This is a genomic window from Micromonospora noduli, from assembly GCF_003264475.1.
GTDB classification, from domain to species: domain Bacteria; phylum Actinomycetota; class Actinomycetes; order Mycobacteriales; family Micromonosporaceae; genus Micromonospora; species Micromonospora noduli.
Genome location: NZ_PYAC01000019.1, coordinates 13216 through 29058, shown reverse-complemented (window position 1 = coordinate 29058; position 15843 = coordinate 13216). Strand labels below are relative to the sequence as shown.

Annotated in this window: 16 protein-coding genes; 6 read left to right on the top strand and 10 right to left on the bottom strand. The window is 70.8% G+C overall.

What is annotated here, in order from left to right; genetic code table 11:
* Positions 1 to 49: 49 nt before the first annotated feature.
* Positions 50 to 2248 (top strand): MinD/ParA family ATP-binding protein, encoded by a 2199-nt coding sequence (locus MED15_RS20105; RefSeq protein ID WP_425271083.1) that lies wholly within the window; start codon positions 50 to 52, stop codon positions 2246 to 2248.
* Between the two features lie 45 nt (positions 2249 to 2293).
* Here MED15_RS20105 and MED15_RS20100 read toward each other — a convergent pair whose 3' ends face one another.
* Positions 2294 to 2722, bottom strand: a complete 429-nt coding sequence (locus MED15_RS20100; protein ID WP_091396135.1) for a DUF3151 domain-containing protein — start codon at positions 2720 to 2722, stop codon at positions 2294 to 2296.
* A gap of 249 nt (positions 2723 to 2971) precedes the next feature.
* Between MED15_RS20100 and MED15_RS20095 the strand changes: the two genes are divergently transcribed.
* On the top strand, positions 2972 to 4165 hold the full coding sequence (locus tag MED15_RS20095) for an LOG family protein (RefSeq protein WP_112700006.1): 1194 nt from the start codon (positions 2972 to 2974) through the stop codon (positions 4163 to 4165).
* Positions 4166 to 4216: 51 nt separating this feature from the next.
* On the opposite strand, the gene fbaA is transcribed toward MED15_RS20095, so the two are convergent.
* The gene (fbaA, locus tag MED15_RS20090; RefSeq protein WP_088950924.1) at positions 4217 to 5242 is read right to left on the bottom strand and encodes a class II fructose-bisphosphate aldolase; all 1026 of its coding nucleotides are present in this window, start codon (positions 5240 to 5242) and stop codon (positions 4217 to 4219) included.
* A 136-nt stretch (positions 5243 to 5378) separates the two neighbouring features.
* Entirely contained in the window at positions 5379 to 5762 is a 384-nt protein-coding gene (locus MED15_RS20085; protein WP_030491363.1) for a phage holin family protein, read from the bottom strand.
* A gap of 124 nt (positions 5763 to 5886) precedes the next feature.
* Here MED15_RS20085 and MED15_RS20080 point away from each other — a divergent pair, with 124 nt between their 5' ends.
* A complete protein-coding gene (locus MED15_RS20080; protein ID WP_091397476.1) occupies positions 5887 to 6099 on the top strand; it encodes a hypothetical protein in 213 nt (70 codons plus the stop codon).
* Positions 6100 to 6246: 147 nt separating this feature from the next.
* Entirely contained in the window at positions 6247 to 7821 is a 1575-nt protein-coding gene (locus MED15_RS20075; protein WP_112736633.1) for an LPXTG cell wall anchor domain-containing protein, read from the top strand.
* A 73-nt stretch (positions 7822 to 7894) separates the two neighbouring features.
* Here MED15_RS20075 and MED15_RS20070 read toward each other — a convergent pair whose 3' ends face one another.
* Entirely contained in the window at positions 7895 to 8956 is a 1062-nt protein-coding gene (locus tag MED15_RS20070) for an LCP family protein (RefSeq protein ID WP_112736631.1), read from the bottom strand.
* Positions 8957 to 8958: 2 nt separating this feature from the next.
* A complete protein-coding gene (locus tag MED15_RS20065) occupies positions 8959 to 9438 on the bottom strand; it encodes a SigE family RNA polymerase sigma factor (RefSeq protein ID WP_112725820.1) in 480 nt (159 codons plus the stop codon).
* A 181-nt stretch (positions 9439 to 9619) separates the two neighbouring features.
* Here MED15_RS20065 and MED15_RS20060 point away from each other — a divergent pair, with 181 nt between their 5' ends.
* A complete protein-coding gene (locus tag MED15_RS20060) occupies positions 9620 to 11197 on the top strand; it encodes an LPXTG cell wall anchor domain-containing protein (protein WP_112586140.1) in 1578 nt (525 codons plus the stop codon).
* Between the two features lie 129 nt (positions 11198 to 11326).
* Positions 11327 to 12148: a DedA family protein gene (locus MED15_RS20055; RefSeq protein ID WP_112586138.1), complete on the top strand. Its 822-nt coding sequence runs from the start codon at positions 11327 to 11329 to the stop codon at positions 12146 to 12148.
* Between the two features lie 166 nt (positions 12149 to 12314).
* Here the strand turns inward: MED15_RS20055 and MED15_RS20050 are convergent, their stop codons facing one another.
* From MED15_RS20050 to MED15_RS20030, 5 genes are all read right to left on the bottom strand, one after another.
* Positions 12315 to 12692, bottom strand: a complete 378-nt coding sequence (locus tag MED15_RS20050; RefSeq protein ID WP_030332125.1) for an ArsR/SmtB family transcription factor — start codon at positions 12690 to 12692, stop codon at positions 12315 to 12317.
* Between the two features lie 57 nt (positions 12693 to 12749).
* A complete protein-coding gene (gene pyrE, locus MED15_RS20045; protein WP_112586136.1) occupies positions 12750 to 13289 on the bottom strand; it encodes an orotate phosphoribosyltransferase in 540 nt (179 codons plus the stop codon).
* 169 nt (positions 13290 to 13458) lie between these two features.
* The gene (locus MED15_RS20040; RefSeq protein WP_112586134.1) at positions 13459 to 14268 is read right to left on the bottom strand and encodes an SDR family NAD(P)-dependent oxidoreductase; all 810 of its coding nucleotides are present in this window, start codon (positions 14266 to 14268) and stop codon (positions 13459 to 13461) included.
* 10 nt (positions 14269 to 14278) lie between these two features.
* On the bottom strand, positions 14279 to 14935 hold the full coding sequence (locus MED15_RS20035; RefSeq protein WP_112730372.1) for a hypothetical protein: 657 nt from the start codon (positions 14933 to 14935) through the stop codon (positions 14279 to 14281).
* Between the two features lie 72 nt (positions 14936 to 15007).
* Complete coding sequence (locus MED15_RS20030; RefSeq protein WP_112736629.1) at positions 15008 to 15775, bottom strand: hypothetical protein; 768 nt, start codon at positions 15773 to 15775, stop codon at positions 15008 to 15010.
* Between the last annotated feature and the right edge of the window lie 68 nt (positions 15776 to 15843).

Genomic DNA, 15843 nt, shown 5'->3' with positions numbered 1-15843 from the left:
GTCCCTGGTCCGACCGCACCCGCACCGCCGCGCGGTACGGACCGGTAGGTTGAGCGATCGTGGACGTACACGTCATTGCCCACCCGCTGGCCCAGTCCAGGTTGACTGCCATGCGGGACGCGCGCACCGATTCCTCGACGTTCCGGGCGCCTCACCGCCGACCGCGCCGCCAGCGACCGGTGCCCAGCCGACGCCGACGCCGGCCGGCCCGGGGAGCAACGGTGGGCCGACCGCCCCCGGCGTCTCCGCCGCCACGACACCGAGCACCACCTCCGCGCCGAGGGACGGCCGGCCCGCCGCGAGCGACGCGGGCAGTGCCGCGCCCGATCCGGCCAGCCAGGCCGGCGGCGCGGCGCAGGTACAGCCCGGCGACCGGGGTCCGAGCGCCGCGCCGATAACTCCGGGCGGCGTCGACCTGAACCTGCCGTTCACCCTGGACCATCCGACCGCCGACCGCCCCGCCGCGTCAGCACCCGTCGACCGCCCCACCACGGCCGCAGCCACCGACCGGCCCATCGAAGCGGCCACCGCGTCCGCCGCCGGCCCGAACGCCAGCGACAGCGCGACGGCCGCCGGCCCCGCGCCGGCCGACCCCTCGGCTGCAGCCCTCGCGGCGGCCGGGCCGGCACCGCAGCCGGGTGGGCCCGTGCCCCAGGCTGGCGGGCCGACACCGCAGGCTGGCCGGCCGACACCACAAAACGGCGGGCCGACACCACAGACTGGCCGGCCGACACCACAGACTGGCGGGAACGCGCCGCAGGCTGGTGGGACCGCTGGTGGGCCGGCACCACAGCCCGGCCAGCCGGTGCAGCAGGCTGGTGGGCCCGGTGCGGACGGGTCGGCAGACGGGCCGGCGCGGCCGATTGCCGAGTCGCCGTGGGCGTACCCGCCGCAACGCCCGGCCGGAACGGCCGCGCCCGCTCAGGACGAGGCAGGCGCGACGCCTCCGATTCCGCCTCCGCCGGTCGTCCCGCACGCCGGTCCCGCGCAGGCACACCCCGGGCAGCCGTTCACCCCGACCATCCCCGGCCAGGCTGGCCCGGCGCAGATTCCGCCGCCGCCGGACGTGACGCAGTTCAGCAACCCACCGCACGGCCTTGCCGCACCGCAGCACGCTCCCGGGCAGGCCGGGCCGGCGACCCCACCGCCCGGGCCGTTCCCGCCCTCGCCGGGTTGGTACCCACCACCCTGGCAGCAGGGCTCGCCCGGCGGCACGCCCGGGCAGTCGTACCAGGAGGCCGACGGGGTGACCCGGGTGCCGGCCCCCGCGTACCCGGACGCGTCCGCGTACCCGGACGCGAGCTGGACACCGGACACCACCGCCGCGCCGACCGCCGAGGACTTCGCCCGACGCCGCCAGGTTCGACCCGCCGACCCGGTGGCGACCATGGGTGTACGCGCGGTGGTCAACAAGATGGGCCTGCTCCGGCTCTCTCCGGGGCGGCACGAGCAGGAGCTCAAGCGGGACATCGAGATGGTGCGCCGCAACTTCGGCGGCCTGCGGCAGGTGACCGTGGTCAACCCGAAGGGCGGCGCCGGTAAGACGGTGGCCATTCTGCTGCTCGCGATGACGTTCGGTCAGAAGCGCGGCGGCTACGTGCTGGCCTGGGACAACAACGAGACCCAGGGCACCCTCGGGATGCGCGCCCAGCAGGACTTCCACTCCCGCACGGTGCGGGACATGCTGCGTGACCTCGGGCAGTTCCAGGGCGCGCACGGGCGGGTCGGCGACCTGTCGCAGTACGTCCGCTCGCAGGGCGAGGGGATGTTCGACGTCCTGGCCTCGGACGAGTCGGCCACCGGTGGCGAGATGTTGACGGCTGCCGCGTTCGCCGAGATCCGTGAGGTGGTCAGCCGGTTCTACAAGTTGATCTTCGTGGACACCGGGAACAACGTCCGGGCGCAGAACTGGCAGGCGTCGATGGACGCCACCGACCAGCTCGTGGTCACCATGTCGGCCCGTAACGACTCCGCCGAGACCGCCGCCCGAATGCTCGACCACCTGGAGCAGAGCGGCCGGCAACGGCTGGTCCGTCAGGCCGTGACGGTGGTGTCGATGCCACCGTCCCGCAAGGAGATCGACCTGCCGGCCATCCAGGAGCACTTCGCGGCCCGCACCCGGGCGGTGCTGCTGGCCCCGTACGAGCGGCTCATCGACAGCGGCGAGCCGATCCGGTACGGCGGGCTCTCCTCTGCCACCCGGGACGCCTGGCTGAAGATCGCCGCGGCGGTCGCCGAAGGGTTGTAACCCGCCGACGGCCGGCCCGATGTCGGGCCGGCCGTCGGGGCGGGGTCAGTTGCTCGCCAGCGCGTCCGCCGCTTCCGGGTCGCAGTCGCGCAGGAACTGGGCACAGCGGGCCGCCTCGTCGGCCTCGCCGATCTCGTCCGCGGCGCGGGACAGCACGTAGAGGCAGCGGAGGAAGCCCCGGTTGGGCTCGTGTGACCACGGCACCGGGCCGTGCCCCTTCCAACCACTGCGGCGCAGCTGGTCAAGGCCCCGGTGGTAGCCGGTGCGGGCGTACGCGTACGCCGTCACCACCTGGCCCTGCGCGAACGCCCGCGCCGCGAGCTCCGCCCAGGCCGCGCTGTAGGTCGGGAAGCCGGCCGCCACGTTGGCGTACGCCTCATCGGTGCCGGCCTCGTCGGCGGCAGCCAGGGCGGCGTCGGCCTCGTCGTTCACGGGCAGGCGGGTGGCCGGTGGCTCTGGCAAAAGGTTCTGCATCGCCCCATTCAACCCGCTGGACAGGGCGACACGCGAGCGGGTCGGCCGACGTGTCCCGCTGAACGGCTGAGGAGTTGGTCACGCCTGCGGCCTATGCCGTTGCCTGGTGTTTTCCACTACAACTAATGGTCCGGAGCCTCCCCAGGAACCGGTTATGCAGGAGCCCGGTGGCCACGACCACCGGGCTCCTGTCGGTTCCACCCCTGGCCCGAGGTTTGACCGGCCCCGGCGGAGGGGCAGGATGGCCGGGTGCCGACCCCACCTCCCGCAGACGTCATCGAGCCGCACCTGCACGCCGGTGAGATCCAGACCCGGCCCGAGTTCGACCAACAGCTGATCACCGGTCGGCTGACCGGGCTGACCGTGCAGGGCCTGCGGCTCGACCTCGCGCCGGTGCCCGACCTGACCAGCGTCGACGTCGCCGGCACCCTCTTCGTCGGTTGCCGGTTCGCGTCCCGGGACGTGGGCGCCGACCTGGTCCGGCGTGGCGCGAACGTGGTGCCGCCGTTCTCCGGGTTGCCGTACCCCACCCAGCCGACGCACCTCTACACCCCGGACGAACTGGCCGCCGGGTTCGCCGAGGGCGGGTTCACCGGGATGTACGACACCCGGGTGTACGACCACTACCGGGCGCACGGCGGCGCGTTGCCGGACGTCAAGGAGGCGCTGGGCCAGCGGCTGCACGACCACGGAGTGGACAACGCGCTGGCCGACGCCACCCGGGTCTGGCTGGCCGCACACGGGCCGCAGTCGGTGGTGGGCATCATGGGCGGGCACGCGGTGCGGCGCGGCAGTCCGGCGTACCGGATGGCGGCCGTGCTGGGTTGGGAGCTGGCGCGGGCCGACCGGCTGGTGGTGACCGGCGGCGGCCCGGGTGTGATGGAGGCCGCGAACCTCGGCGCCTACCTGGCGGACCGGCCGGCGACCGATGTGACGGCGGCGATCGACCTGCTGGCCACCGCCCCCGACTTCACCGACCACCACCGGTACACGGCCACGGCGCTGACGGTCCGGCAGCGGTACGCGGGGGTGCCCCGGCAACGTGGCGACGACCTGGGCTGGGCGCGTGCGGGTGGTCTGGCCATTCCGACCTGGCTGTACGGGCACGAGCCGGCGAACCTGTTCGCCGGGCGGATCGCGAAGTATTTCTCGAACGCGATCCGGGAGGACACCATCCTGCGCCTCGCCCGGGGCGGCATCGTCTTCGCGCCGGGGCGGGCGGGCACGGTGCAGGAGGTGTTCCAGGCGGCCACCAAGACCTACTACGGCACCGACGGCGCCAGCGGGGCGTACATCTTCCTGGACCGCGCCTACTGGACCGTCGAGCTGCCGGTGGAGGCGCTGTTGCGTCCGCTGCTGGCCGCGTCCCCGTTCGGTGATTTGTCGTCGACGATCCACCTCACCGACGACGTTCGCGAGGCGGTACGCCTGCTGACGACCTGACGACGACGGCCGACCCCCCGTGCGGGGAGCCGGCCGTCGGGTGGGACGTCGTTACTTGGTCATCGTGGTGCCGGTCGAGCGCAGGTGCTCGCACGCCTCGACGACCCGGGCGGCCAGACCGGCCTCGGCGGCCTTGCCCCAGGCGCGCGGGTCGTACTGCTTCTTGTTGCCGACCTCGCCGTCGATCTTCAGCACGCCGTCGTAGTTGCGGAGCATGTGGTCCACGACGGGGCGGGTGAAGGCGTACTGGGTGTCGGTGTCGATGTTCATCTTCACCACGCCGTAGTCCAGAGCCTCGCGGATCTCGCTCAGCAGGGAGCCCGAGCCGCCGTGGAAGACCAGGCTGAGCGGCTTGTCCTTGCCGTACTTGGCGCCGACGGCGTCCTGGATCTGCTTGAGGATCTCCGGACGCAGCTTGACGTTGCCCGGCTTGTAGACGCCGTGCACGTTGCCGAAGGTCAGCGCCGCCATGTAGCGGCCCTTCTCGCCGAGGCCGAGCGCCTCGACCATGGCCAGGCCGTCATCGGTGGTGGTGTAGAGCTTGTCGTTGATGGCGTTCTCGACGCCGTCCTCCTCGCCACCGACGACGCCGACCTCGATCTCAAGGACGATCTTGGCCTTGGCGGCCTCGTCGAGCAGCTGCGCGGCGATCTCAAGGTTCTCCGCTACCGGCACGGCCGAGCCGTCCCACATGTGCGACTGGTACAGCGGCTCCTCGCCGCGCTTCACGCGCTCCTGCGAGATGCCCATCAGCGGACGCACGAACCCGTCCAGCTTGTCCTTCGGGCAGTGGTCGGTGTGCAGGGCGATGTTCACCGAGTACTTCTTGGCGACCTCGTGCGCGTACGCGGCGAACGCCACCGCGCCGGTGACCATGTCCTTGATCGAGGGGCCGGAGAGGTATTCGGCGCCACCGGTGGAGACCTGGATGATGCCGTCGCTCTCCGCGTCGGCGAAGCCCTTGAGCGCCGCGTTCAGCGTCTGGGAGGAGGTCACGTTGATCGCGGGGTACGCGTACCGGCCAGCCTTGGCGCGGTCCAGCATCTCCGCGTAAGCCTCGGGGGAAGCGATGGGCATGTGATGCGCTCCTTACTTACCACTCTCGGCCGTGCTGGCCGCTGTTCTTCATTTGTGCGCCGGACCGCGCTGTCCTCCGCCCGGAAGTATCCCGTAGGTGAGGTGCGCCGGAACAACCGACCCGGGTGCTAGCCGTTCACCGGCGGTCCAGGTTGTCCGGCACGATGACGCTGATCAACCAGGTCACCACGGTCATCACGATGGCTCCCCAGAACGCCGGCCAGAATCCGTCCACCTGGAACGGCAGGTCGAGCCCGCGGGCGATCCGGTCGGTGAGCAGGAACAGCAACGCGTTGACCACCAGCGCGAACAGGCCCAGGGTCAGCAGGTAGAACACACAACCGACGACCCGGATCACCGGCTTGAGCACCGCGTTGATCACGCCGAAGATCAGGGCTACCACGATCAGGGTGAGGACGGTGTTGCCACCCGAGCGACCGTGCACGTCGACACCGGGGACGATCAGCGTGGTTATCCACAACGCGACCGCGGTGATCGCCAGTCTGATGAGGAAGCCCACGGCACCATCCTGGCACCGGGTCGCGTCGCCGAGGGCTGATTCCGCCTACTCCGCTTCCGGGCGGCGCGCCGGCCCAACCCGTACGGTGGGTGGAAACCGTGCCCCGAGACCCCCGGGAGGGATGATGGGTCAGCCCGACGAGGACTTCACCCCCGGCGACCACCTCGCGCCCGACGAACGCGACCCCGAGGCCGACCCGGCCGACGCGGTCGAGCAGGCCACTGTCGCCGGCCCGGCCGACGTCGACAGTGAGCCGCACCGCGGCCTGGAGGTCGACGACTGGGACGCGATGGAGCAGGCCCGGGTGGTCACCGGGGACGAGGACGACTACCGCTGATTCCGTCGCGGGGTCGGCTGCCCGTTGCGACAGGGGTGCTCAGCCGTTCGGGTCATTAGACAAATATCGATCCGAAGGGGGTTACCGGGGGAGTCTGGGCGTCCCTAGGTTGGACGAGCGCCACCTGTACCCCCACGGGAGGACCCCATGCTCAAGCACTCGCTCCGCTGGCTGACCGGGCTCGGCGCCGCAGGCGCGTTGATCGCCGCCTCCGCCACCCCCGCCGTCGCCGCACCCACGATCGAGCCCTACTTCCAGGACGCCACCCTGGCCGTCGGCTCGGAGGCGACCATCCGCGGCCTGTTGCTGTACGCCGACGAGCCGACGGTCCTCAGCGACGTCTCAGTGCGGTACGACTACCGCTCCCTGGCCAACAAGATCACTGTGACTCCTGCCGACGGCCAGGAGTGCACCGCGCCGGAGCCGGGCGTTCTCGTCTGCACGGAACCCTCCGATGTCGTCCTGTACGAGATGCCGCCGCTCGGCAGCGGGATCTACCGCAACGGTGCCAAGCGGGTGCACCTCGGCCTCACCGAAGACGCGCAGCTCGGCGACTCCGGCGACGTCGCGGTCAGCTTCCAGGCGGCCGGCGGGCGGCGCGGCAGCCACACCTCCCGGGTCCGGGTCGGCGAGGGGGTCGACCTGGCCGGCGGGCCGTTCACCAGCCTCTCCGCCAAGCCGGGTGGGAAGTTCACGGTGCCGCTGGTCGTGGCGAACGCCGGCGACAAGACCGTCACCGGATTCGTCGCGGTCTTCGACCTCCCCTACTCGATCCGAACCAAGGACCGGTTCAGCAACTGCCGCTACTCCGACGACCACCTCGTCTCCTGCCAGTTCGAGGAGGACATTCCGGTGGGCACCGGGCTGGCCACCACGCTGAACCTCGAACTCGCCAAGGACACCTACGCGCCGGCCAACCACTCCGGCTACGCCCAGTTCATGACCACTGCCGACTTCGAGGACCTGACCCGGGTGCGGGCGGCCGTCGGCGCACGGGCGGCTGCCCCCGGCAACGGCCCGAAACTGGCGCTGGCCGAGGCGCCCGGCAGGGTGCGGCAGGCCGACCAGACCGACGTCGGCCCGGGTTACGACTACACCGGGTGGACCATCAAGGCCACCGGCAAGAACGGCACCGACCTCGCGGCGATCGGCGCCACGCTCAAGGGCACGGCCGGCACCGTCGTCACGGCGACCGTCGGCTTCCGGAACAACGGCCCGGCGACGCTCGACCGAACGAACGGAGACTTCGAGGCTGCCACCCACACCGACGTCGAGCTACCGCCGGGCACCACCGCCGTCGAGGTTCCCGACAACTGCTGGTTGCGGCAGGACACCACCCGCACGTACCTGTGCGCCTCGGAGATGCTCCTGGTGGCCGGGCAGACCTACACCACGAAGTTCCGGCTGCGCATCGACAAGGTCATCCCCAACGCCCGGGGCGCGGTGCGGGTCAACGCGCCGTGCGAGTGCCCCGCCGGCGGCGGCTTCCAGGACGACATCAAACCGGCCAACGACAGGGCCACCATCGTGGTCAACGCGGCCCAGGGCGGCGGCGGCCAGGGCGATGGTGATGGTGATGGAGACGGTGGCGGTGGCGGTGGTTCGCTGCCCATCACCGGCGCCCCCACCAACCTGATCGCCGGCATCGGCGCCCTGCTGCTCGTCACCGGAGCGGGCTGCTACCTGCTCGCCCGACGCCACGGCAGCCGCTTCACCGCCTGACCCACCCCGACCCGACCGACGCCCCGCCGGCCCGTACCGGGCCCGCGGGGCGTCGTCGTGAACTCCCCGTCCGTCAGCGGACGGAATTGACCTGCTCCGGGTGCTGCGCCACCCACTGCGCCAACCGATCCTCGCGCAGCGCGGCGAGGAACTCCGGGCCCTGCTTCGGGTCCAGCGGCAGCCGTGAAGCGTTGCCCACCGGGGTGCCGACCGGCAGGCTGAGCCCCACCGGGTCGACGTTCTTCAGCTCGGGTAGTACCGCCATCAGCCTGGTCAGCGGCAGGCCGTCGTCATCGACCGCAAGACCCTTGCCGGCGGCCGACAGCAGCGCGGCGAGCCGTACCGGATTGGTCAGCACATCCTGCGCGGCCGCCCGCCGGACCAGCCCGGCGACGTAGCGCTGGGCGTTGCGGTCCCGGTCCAAAGTGCCGTCGGGCAGATAGCGCCGTTGCCGCAGCAGGTCGACGGAGGCAGCCCCGTCGAGCCGCTGACAGCCGGCCGGGAAGGTCCGGCGGGTGTGCCAGGACCGAACCTCCTTGGGTAGGCACACCTCCACACCGTCGACCGCCTCGGTGATCCGGCGCAGTCCGGCGAAGGTCAGCACCGCGCCGGCGTCGACGCGTACCCCGGTCAGGTCGGCGACCACCCGTCGGGTCAGGTCGTAGCCGGCGTCCAGGTCGGGGCGGGGCTCGCCGGCACCGCTGTAGAAAGCGCTGTTGAGCTTCTCGACCCCCCGGCCGGGGATCGAGACCTCCAGGTCGCGCGGCAACGAGATGAGGTACGGCTGGCTCCGGTCGGCCGGAATGTGCACCAGCAGGACGGAGTCCGCCAACCGGTAGGACGGTTGCTCGCCGAATCCGTCCACCCCGAGCAGCAGGACGTTCAACGCCCCGGACTGCCCCCCAGCCGGTTGACCGGACAACGACGGGCCCTCCGCCGGCCGATCGGGGCGCAGTTGCGGCACCCCGACTCCGAGCGCGCCGAGCAGGGCGAGCGTGACGCCAGCGGCCTGGAACCGCTGTCGGCGGCGACGGCGGACGGCGGCGAGCCTATCGATCGCGACCCGCAGCGGGCCGGTCGACGGGGTCAACGTCTCGTGCCGGGCGAACGCGGCACGCAGGTCATCCTCGATCATGTTCACGCCTCCACGTACTCGGCCCGGAGCGTGGCCAGGGCCCGGGAGATGGACGAACGGACGGTCCCGACGGCGCAGCCGAGAATGTCGGCGATCTCGACGTCGGGCAGGTCCTCGTAGTAGCGCAGCACCAGAGCGGCCCGCTGCCGACGCGGCAGCCGGGACAGCCAGGACCAGACCTGGTCCCGGTCCACGGCGGACTGGGCGTGATCGGTGGGCACCGGCACCGACGCGTCGGGCTCCCCGCGCAGCAGCACCCGGCGCACCCACGAGCCGCGCCGCCAGTCGACGTACTGGTTGGTGAGCATCCGGCGTACGTATCGCTCGGGCGAGTCCGCGCGGGCGACCCGACGCCAGTTGAGCTGGACCCGGACCATGGTCTCCTGGACCAGATCCTGGGCCTGGTGTGGTTCGCCGGTCAGCATCACCGCGTACCGCAGTAGCGGGGCCAGCCGCGTGTCCGTGAACTCCTCGTACGTCACTGCACCTCCCGGGGGTTCCTGCCTCAGATGACGGAAGCGGACCGACCGAACATTGCGGTGACTCTGATCAACCTTTTGGTTCGTCTTGCCCAGCCGGCGGCTTTGGGGGCTGCCGTCAGCCTTAGCAATTCCTTAAGATCCGCAGGCTCCACCTGATCCCCCAACTGGAGGAACCCCCCTCATGCTCACCCACTCCACCCGGCGTTGGCTCGCCGGACTGGGCGTAGCAGGCGCGTTCGTCGCCGCCGCCGCCAGCCCGGCCGTCGCTGCCCCGGAGGCGCCCATCGAACTGGGCGTCTATTTCAGCGACACCACGATTGCCGCGGGGTCCGAAGGCAAGATCGACTCCCCCCTCCTGTTCGCCTCCGAGCCGGTGGTGGTCGAAGGCCTCACCGTCACCTACGACTACCGGGACCTGAGCGGCGTCGTCCAGGTCAAGCCCGAATCGTCGAGCTTCGACTGCAAGTCGCCGGAGGCCGGCGTTCTGGTCTGCACCGACCCCTTCGAGATCGGTCTCGAGGAGTGGGCCTTCGGCGGCCTCTTCGAGGTGGCCCTGACGCCGGCCGCGAAGGCTGCCGACGGCGACACCGGCAACCTCAAGGTCACGGTCAGCGCCGAGGGTCTCGCTCCGGCCAGCCACACCGCCAAGCTGCGGATCGGCGAGGGCGTCGACCTGGCCGCCCCGGGCGAGGAGACCAACATCTCGTCCGCTCCTGGCGGCACGTTCAGCGCTCCGCTGACGCTCAGCAACGCTGGCAAGACCGCCGCCAAGGGAGCGGCCGTGGTCTTCGACCTGGACTACGCGATCCGCCCGGAGAAGCAGTACAGCAACTGCACCTACGAGGACGGTCACCTGCGGACCTGCGCCTTCGACGAGGTAACCGCCGCTGGAGCGGCCCGCTCGGTTTCGCTGTCCTACGTGCTCGGCAAGGACACCTACGCGCCGGGCAGCGAGTACGGCTACTACAACTGGATGACGATCGCCGAGTTCGAGGACTTCAACGCCTACCTCCAGGCCGGGGGCATCTCGGTTGGGAAGCCCGGCAACGGTCCGGTCCTGAGCCTTCCGGAGGTCCCGTCCAAGATGGGGGCGCGCGGCTTCCAGGCTGACACCGACCCCATGAACAACTGGTCCGGCATGACCGTCAAGGTCACCGGCAAGAACGGCACGGACCTGGTGGCGGTCGGCGGCCAGCTGACCGGCAAGGCCGGCGACGTGGTCACGGCCTCCGTCGGAGTCCGCAACGACGGACCGGCCGCGCTGGACTTCGGTCGCTCGGGCTCGCCAGTCACCAAGATCGACATTGCCGTTCCGGAGGGCACCACCGCGGTCGAGGTTCCCGAGTTCTGCGCGCCGCTCGACGGCGACCAGCAGGACTGGGAGAACGCCGGCAAGCCGGGCGCGAAGCTCTACCGCTGCTACCCGGACATCTTCATCGGTGTCGGCGAGAAGCAGCTGGTCGACATCGGCCTCCGGATCGACAAGGTGATCGAGAACGCGGCGGGCACCGTCACCATCAACGCCAAGTGCGAGTGCGAGGGCTTCACCGAGGACCTGAAGCCGGCCAACGACGTCGCCAAGATCCTGGTCAACGCGACCGGCGGCACGGGCGGTGGCGACGGCGACGGTGACGGCGGCTCGCTGCCGATCACCGGTCAGTCCACCGGGCTGATCGCCGGCCTCGGCGCGCTGCTGCTCGCCGCGGGCGTCGGCGGCTACCTGGTGGCCAAGCGCCGCCGGACCCGCTTCGTCGCCTGACCCACCCCGCACCACCGGTGCCCCGCCGACCACCACGGTCGGCGGGGCACCGTCGTTGGAGCCCACAGCGCGGGCGGGTGGTGACGGGCCGGTCCGGCGCGGCCGGGGCCTTGGGCTTCGGTACCCTTTGTGGCCGTGGACACAGCTGAGAAGACCCGCGCTCTCGTGGAGAGCGTCGCCCTGAACCCGCTCGATCCCAAGGATCTGTTGCAGACCTTCGGGCTGATCGGCGTGTGGGTGATCCTCTTCGCCGAGACCGGCCTGCTGGTGGGCTTCTTCTTCCCGGGTGACTCGCTGCTGTTCCTCGCCGGGGTCGCCTCGTCACCGGTGGCGGACGCGATCTTCGGCGACGGCACCCGCCTCTCCCTTGCCGGCCTGCTGATCGGTGGGCCGATCTGCGCGATCGTCGGCGCACAGCTGGGGCACTGGCTCGGCGCGCGGTACGGCCGGCCGATGTTCGAGCGGCCGAACTCCCGGCTCTTCAAGAAGGAGTACGTGGAGAAGGCCGAGTACTACTTCCAGAAGTTCGGCCCGGCGAAGGCCGTCGTGCTGGCGCGCTTCATTCCGATCGTCCGGACGTTCCTCAACCCGGTCGCGGGCGCGCTCGGCATGCCGGCCAAGAAGTTCCTGCTCTGGAACATCGTGGGCGCGGTGCTCTGGGTGGACGGCATCCTGCTGATCGGCTACCTGCTGGCCGAGCAGATCTACCAGGCCATCGGCGACAAAATCGACCACTACATCCTGCCGGTGGTGGCCCTGATCATTCTGATCTCGGTGCTGCCGATCTTCTTCGAGTTCCTGCGCGACAGGCGGGCTCGTAAGCGCGGCGAGGCGGTCGCGGTGGTCGCGGCGGCCAGTGCCGCCGGCGCCGTGGAGGCGGCCCGCGAGGCGTTCGACCACGACGGGCACCAGCACGGCCATCAGCGCCCGGAGCACGGTCAGGACCGTTGAGCGGTACGACGACGGCCGGCCCCCTGGTGAGGGGGTCGGCCGTCGGCATGTCGAACCCGGCCTCCGGTGGTGCGACCGGGGACGAGCAGGTGTCAACCACCGGTGGCGCCACCCCTGGCTCGCCACCGGACGCCGCCCCGGCTCGGGACGGCGTGTAGTGCCTACGTCAGCGGGCCTTCTTGGTGGCCCGCTTACGCGGCGGGGTCAGCAGGTCGGCGATCGTCGCGATCGCACTCGGGACCAGGCTGTAGTACGCCCAGACACCGCGCTTCTCCCGCTGCAACAAGCCAGCCTCGGTGAGGATACGCAGGTGATGACTGACCGTCGGCTGAGAGAGGCCGAGCGGCGCCGTCAGGTCACAGACGCACGCCTCGCCCTCGGGGGCCGACTGGATCAGGCTGAGCAGCCGCAACCGAGCAGGATCAGCAAGGGCCTTGAGGACCCCGGCGAGACGCTCGGCATCGGCACGTTCGATCGGCTCGCCGTTTAGCGGCGAGATCTGAGGCATAGTCATTTCGGCCAACGCAGTTCCCACGTATTCCATCCTTCCACCAGCAGCATCGATCCGCCTGCATATCAGCAGATCCGAATCGGCAGACTTTTACGCCACAAGGCCGAGGTCAGCCAACGTATAGGCCGCCCGGTACGGCAATCCGGCGGCTCGCACCGCGTCGCCGGCGCCTCGATCAACAATAACCACCACGCCCACGACTTCCGCCCCGGCCTCGCGAAGCGCCTCGACAGCGGTCAAAACACTTCCGCCCGTCGTGGATGTGTCCTCCACCGCCAACACTCGGCGGCCAGCCACCTCCGGTCCCTCGATCCGCCGCTGAAGACCGTGGGCCTTGCCCGCCTTGCGCACCACAAAGGCGTCCAGGGCCCGGCCGGTCGGAGCGGCGGCGTGCAGCATCGAGAGCGCGACAGGGTCCGCGCCCAGGGTGAGGCCCCCAACGGCGTCGAACTCCCAGTCGGCGGTGAGGTCGAGCAACACCCGGCCGACCAGAGGAGCGGCCCGGTGATGGAGCGTGACGCGCCGCAGATCCACGTACCAGTCTGCCTCGCGCCCCGACGAGAGCACGACCCGCCCGTGGACCACAGCCAGGTCGGTAATGAATTTACGCAGGTCGTCGTGGTCCCCCATGGCGATAGAGGTTACTGCGCAACTCTGAACGCCGCGTGCGGGGTCCACCCTGATCAGCCCCGGGGGGAACCGATGACTGGCGATGTTCGACTACGCTCAGCAACTGGCCCGACAGCGGCGCGCCAACGCCGTCCCACCACTCGCCGGGGGTCTACGGGCTGGTCGAAGCTCAGCGCTCGTCGCGACCGATCCGGCCGCGGGTGTCCCGCGCGACCGCCTGGAGCAGCCGCCGCGGCGCGTGTCGCATGCCGGCGACGACCACCTTGTACTTCCACGCCGGGATGCTGACCATCTTGCCTTTGCGCAGGTCACGCAGGGCTTCGTCCACGACATCCTCGGCTCGCAGCCACAGCCACTCGGGCGTCTTGGACATGTTGATGCCGGCCCGCTGATGGAATTCGGTGCGGGTGTAGCCGGGGCAGAGGGCCATCACGCGAACGCCGAACGGCCGCGCCGACTGCCCGACGGACTCACTGAAGTTGGTGACCCACGCCTTGCTGGCGGAGTACGTCGATCCGGGCATCGCCGTACCGAAACCGGCGACCGAAGAGACATTTATCACTGCCCCATTTCGCCGTTCAGTCATCGGTCGGAGCGCCGCCAGGGTCAACCGCATGACCGCGTGCACGTTGAGTCGCAACAGCCGCGCCTCGTCCTCCGCAGTCGAGCGCAGGAACGGTTTGTTCAGGCTGATCCCCGCATTGTTGACCAGCAGGTGCACCGGGCTGCCGTCGGCGAGCCGCTGCTCCACGATGGCGCAGCCGTCGTCGGTGGACAGATCCGCCGGGATCGTCTCCACCTCGCGTCCGTACGTGGAACCCAGCTCGGTGGCCAACTCGGTCAGCCGCGCCGCGTCGCGGGCAACGAGCACCAGGTGCCAGCCGTCGGCGGCCAGTCGTCGCGTGAACGCCGCGCCGATGCCGGCGGTGGCCCCGGTGATCAGGGCTCGGCGCTCGGCAGTCGTGGGGTCGAGCGTCACGGAGTGGTCCTCACCTGGGCGGGTACGGGGGCGTATGCGGCGCCGACGGGGGCTGGTGCGTGGCTGGCGTGAACACGGGCGGTGCGGTTGGCGCGGTCGAGCGGTGGCGGCCGAACCAGCTGTTCGCCGTCGGCAGCGCCAGCAGCGTAGCTACTACAAGGTAACCGAGCGCCTGTGCGACGGAAAGCCCGGCGTTGAGTGGGATCCACCAGGACGGGTAGGCGTCGCCGATCAGACCCAGCAACTCGGCGAGAGCCTGCTCGCCGGAGCCCAGTTGCAGTGGCGCGGACCGTTCGCCGACGACCACCGCCACGCTGCAGCAGCCGGCGAGCAGGCCGAGCCCGCTGACCACCCAGGTCGCCACCCGGACGCCGTTGCGACCGGTCAGCAGCCCCAGGGCCAGGCCGGCGAGCAACGGCGCGGAGAGCACCGCCACCACCGCCGACAGCACCGCAGAAGCGCGGAGGAGAGTCACCACGTCGTCGATCTGCTCCGGGCTCGCCGAGGTGTCGCGGGCGGCGGAGCGGAACGCGTCGACCGTCCCGCCCAGCACCACCAGGTCGACCACGGCGTACGCGAGCGCCGCGACCGCCATCACCAACAGCACGGCAGTGGCCGACAGGACGGCGGCGGGCCGACGGGCCGGTGCCGATTCCGGGTACGACACGACGAATCCCTCCGGTAGGCGTCGGGTTGCAACCTACTCGGAGGGATCGTCGGCGTCGTGCTTATCGAGCCGTCAGCTGGTCGGCGGCGGGGTTGACCCGGGCCGATCCGTGGGCGGCGTGTCGTCCGGCCGGTTCGCGGCCGGTGGCGGCGGGTAGCTCGGCTCCCCACTCGACGGATAACCCGGCTCACCCGATGCCTGCGGGTAGCCCGGCTGGCCGGGCGCCTGCGGGTTACCCGGGTAGCTGGCGCCCGGGGTCGGCGGCTCCCAGCCCGCGGTCTGCTTGCGGAAGAACGGGTTGGCCTTCGGCAGAGCCAGCAGGACGAGCGCCGCGATCAGCGCGATCAGGCTGAGCACGCCGAGCAGGAGGCTGACCGGGGTGACCCAGGAGGGCAGGGCCTCCTCCAGGCGACGCTGGATCTCCTCGGGGCTCGGCCCGCCGTCGGGCGTCCCGCCACCGGTGTTGAAGCCGCCGGCCGCGTTGCTGAGCAGGCCACCGCCCACGCAGCAGACCATGATGCCGCCGACGATCCAGGTGGTGATCCGGGCGCCGTTGAGGCCCTGGTTGTTGAACAGGGCCAGCACGCCCAGCACGACCGCGAGCAGCAGCAGGACGATGCTCCCGCCGATGCCGATGACGGCGAAGACGTCGGCCACCTGCTCACCGTCGGTGGCACTGCCCTCGTACGCCGCACGGAGCGCGTCCCGCGTCTTGCCGAAGGTGCTGAGCGTGATGATCAGACTGATCACCTGAAGTGCCAGGAACAGGAAGAGCAGGTAACTGGAAATCGACACAATGGATGGCCGCTGACGGGCCGGCGTGCTCTGGGAATCGACCACGATTCTCCTTCCCTAAGATCGCGCCCACACCGTATCGACAACCGGCCAGTTCGGCATGCCGTGACGAG

Bases quoted from the DNA above. Each gene is read 5' to 3' on its own strand.
- MED15_RS20100 (WP_091396135.1), bottom strand. From the start codon at position 2,722: ATGCAGAACCTTTTGCCAGAGCCACCGGCCACCCGCCTGCCCGTGAAC.
- fbaA (WP_088950924.1), bottom strand. From the start codon at position 5,242: ATGCCCATCGCTTCCCCCGAGGCTTACGCGGAGATGCTGGACCGCGCC.
- MED15_RS20080 (WP_091397476.1), top strand. From the start codon at position 5,887: ATGGGTCAGCCCGACGAGGACTTCACCCCCGGCGACCACCTCGCGCCC.
- MED15_RS20075 (WP_112736633.1), top strand. From the start codon at position 6,247: ATGCTCAAGCACTCGCTCCGCTGGCTGACCGGGCTCGGCGCCGCAGGC.
- MED15_RS20070 (WP_112736631.1), bottom strand. From the start codon at position 8,956: ATGATCGAGGATGACCTGCGTGCCGCGTTCGCCCGGCACGAGACGTTG.
- MED15_RS20060 (WP_112586140.1), top strand. From the start codon at position 9,620: ATGCTCACCCACTCCACCCGGCGTTGGCTCGCCGGACTGGGCGTAGCA.
- MED15_RS20050 (WP_030332125.1), bottom strand. From the start codon at position 12,692: ATGGAATACGTGGGAACTGCGTTGGCCGAAATGACTATGCCTCAGATC.
- pyrE (WP_112586136.1), bottom strand. From the start codon at position 13,289: ATGGGGGACCACGACGACCTGCGTAAATTCATTACCGACCTGGCTGTG.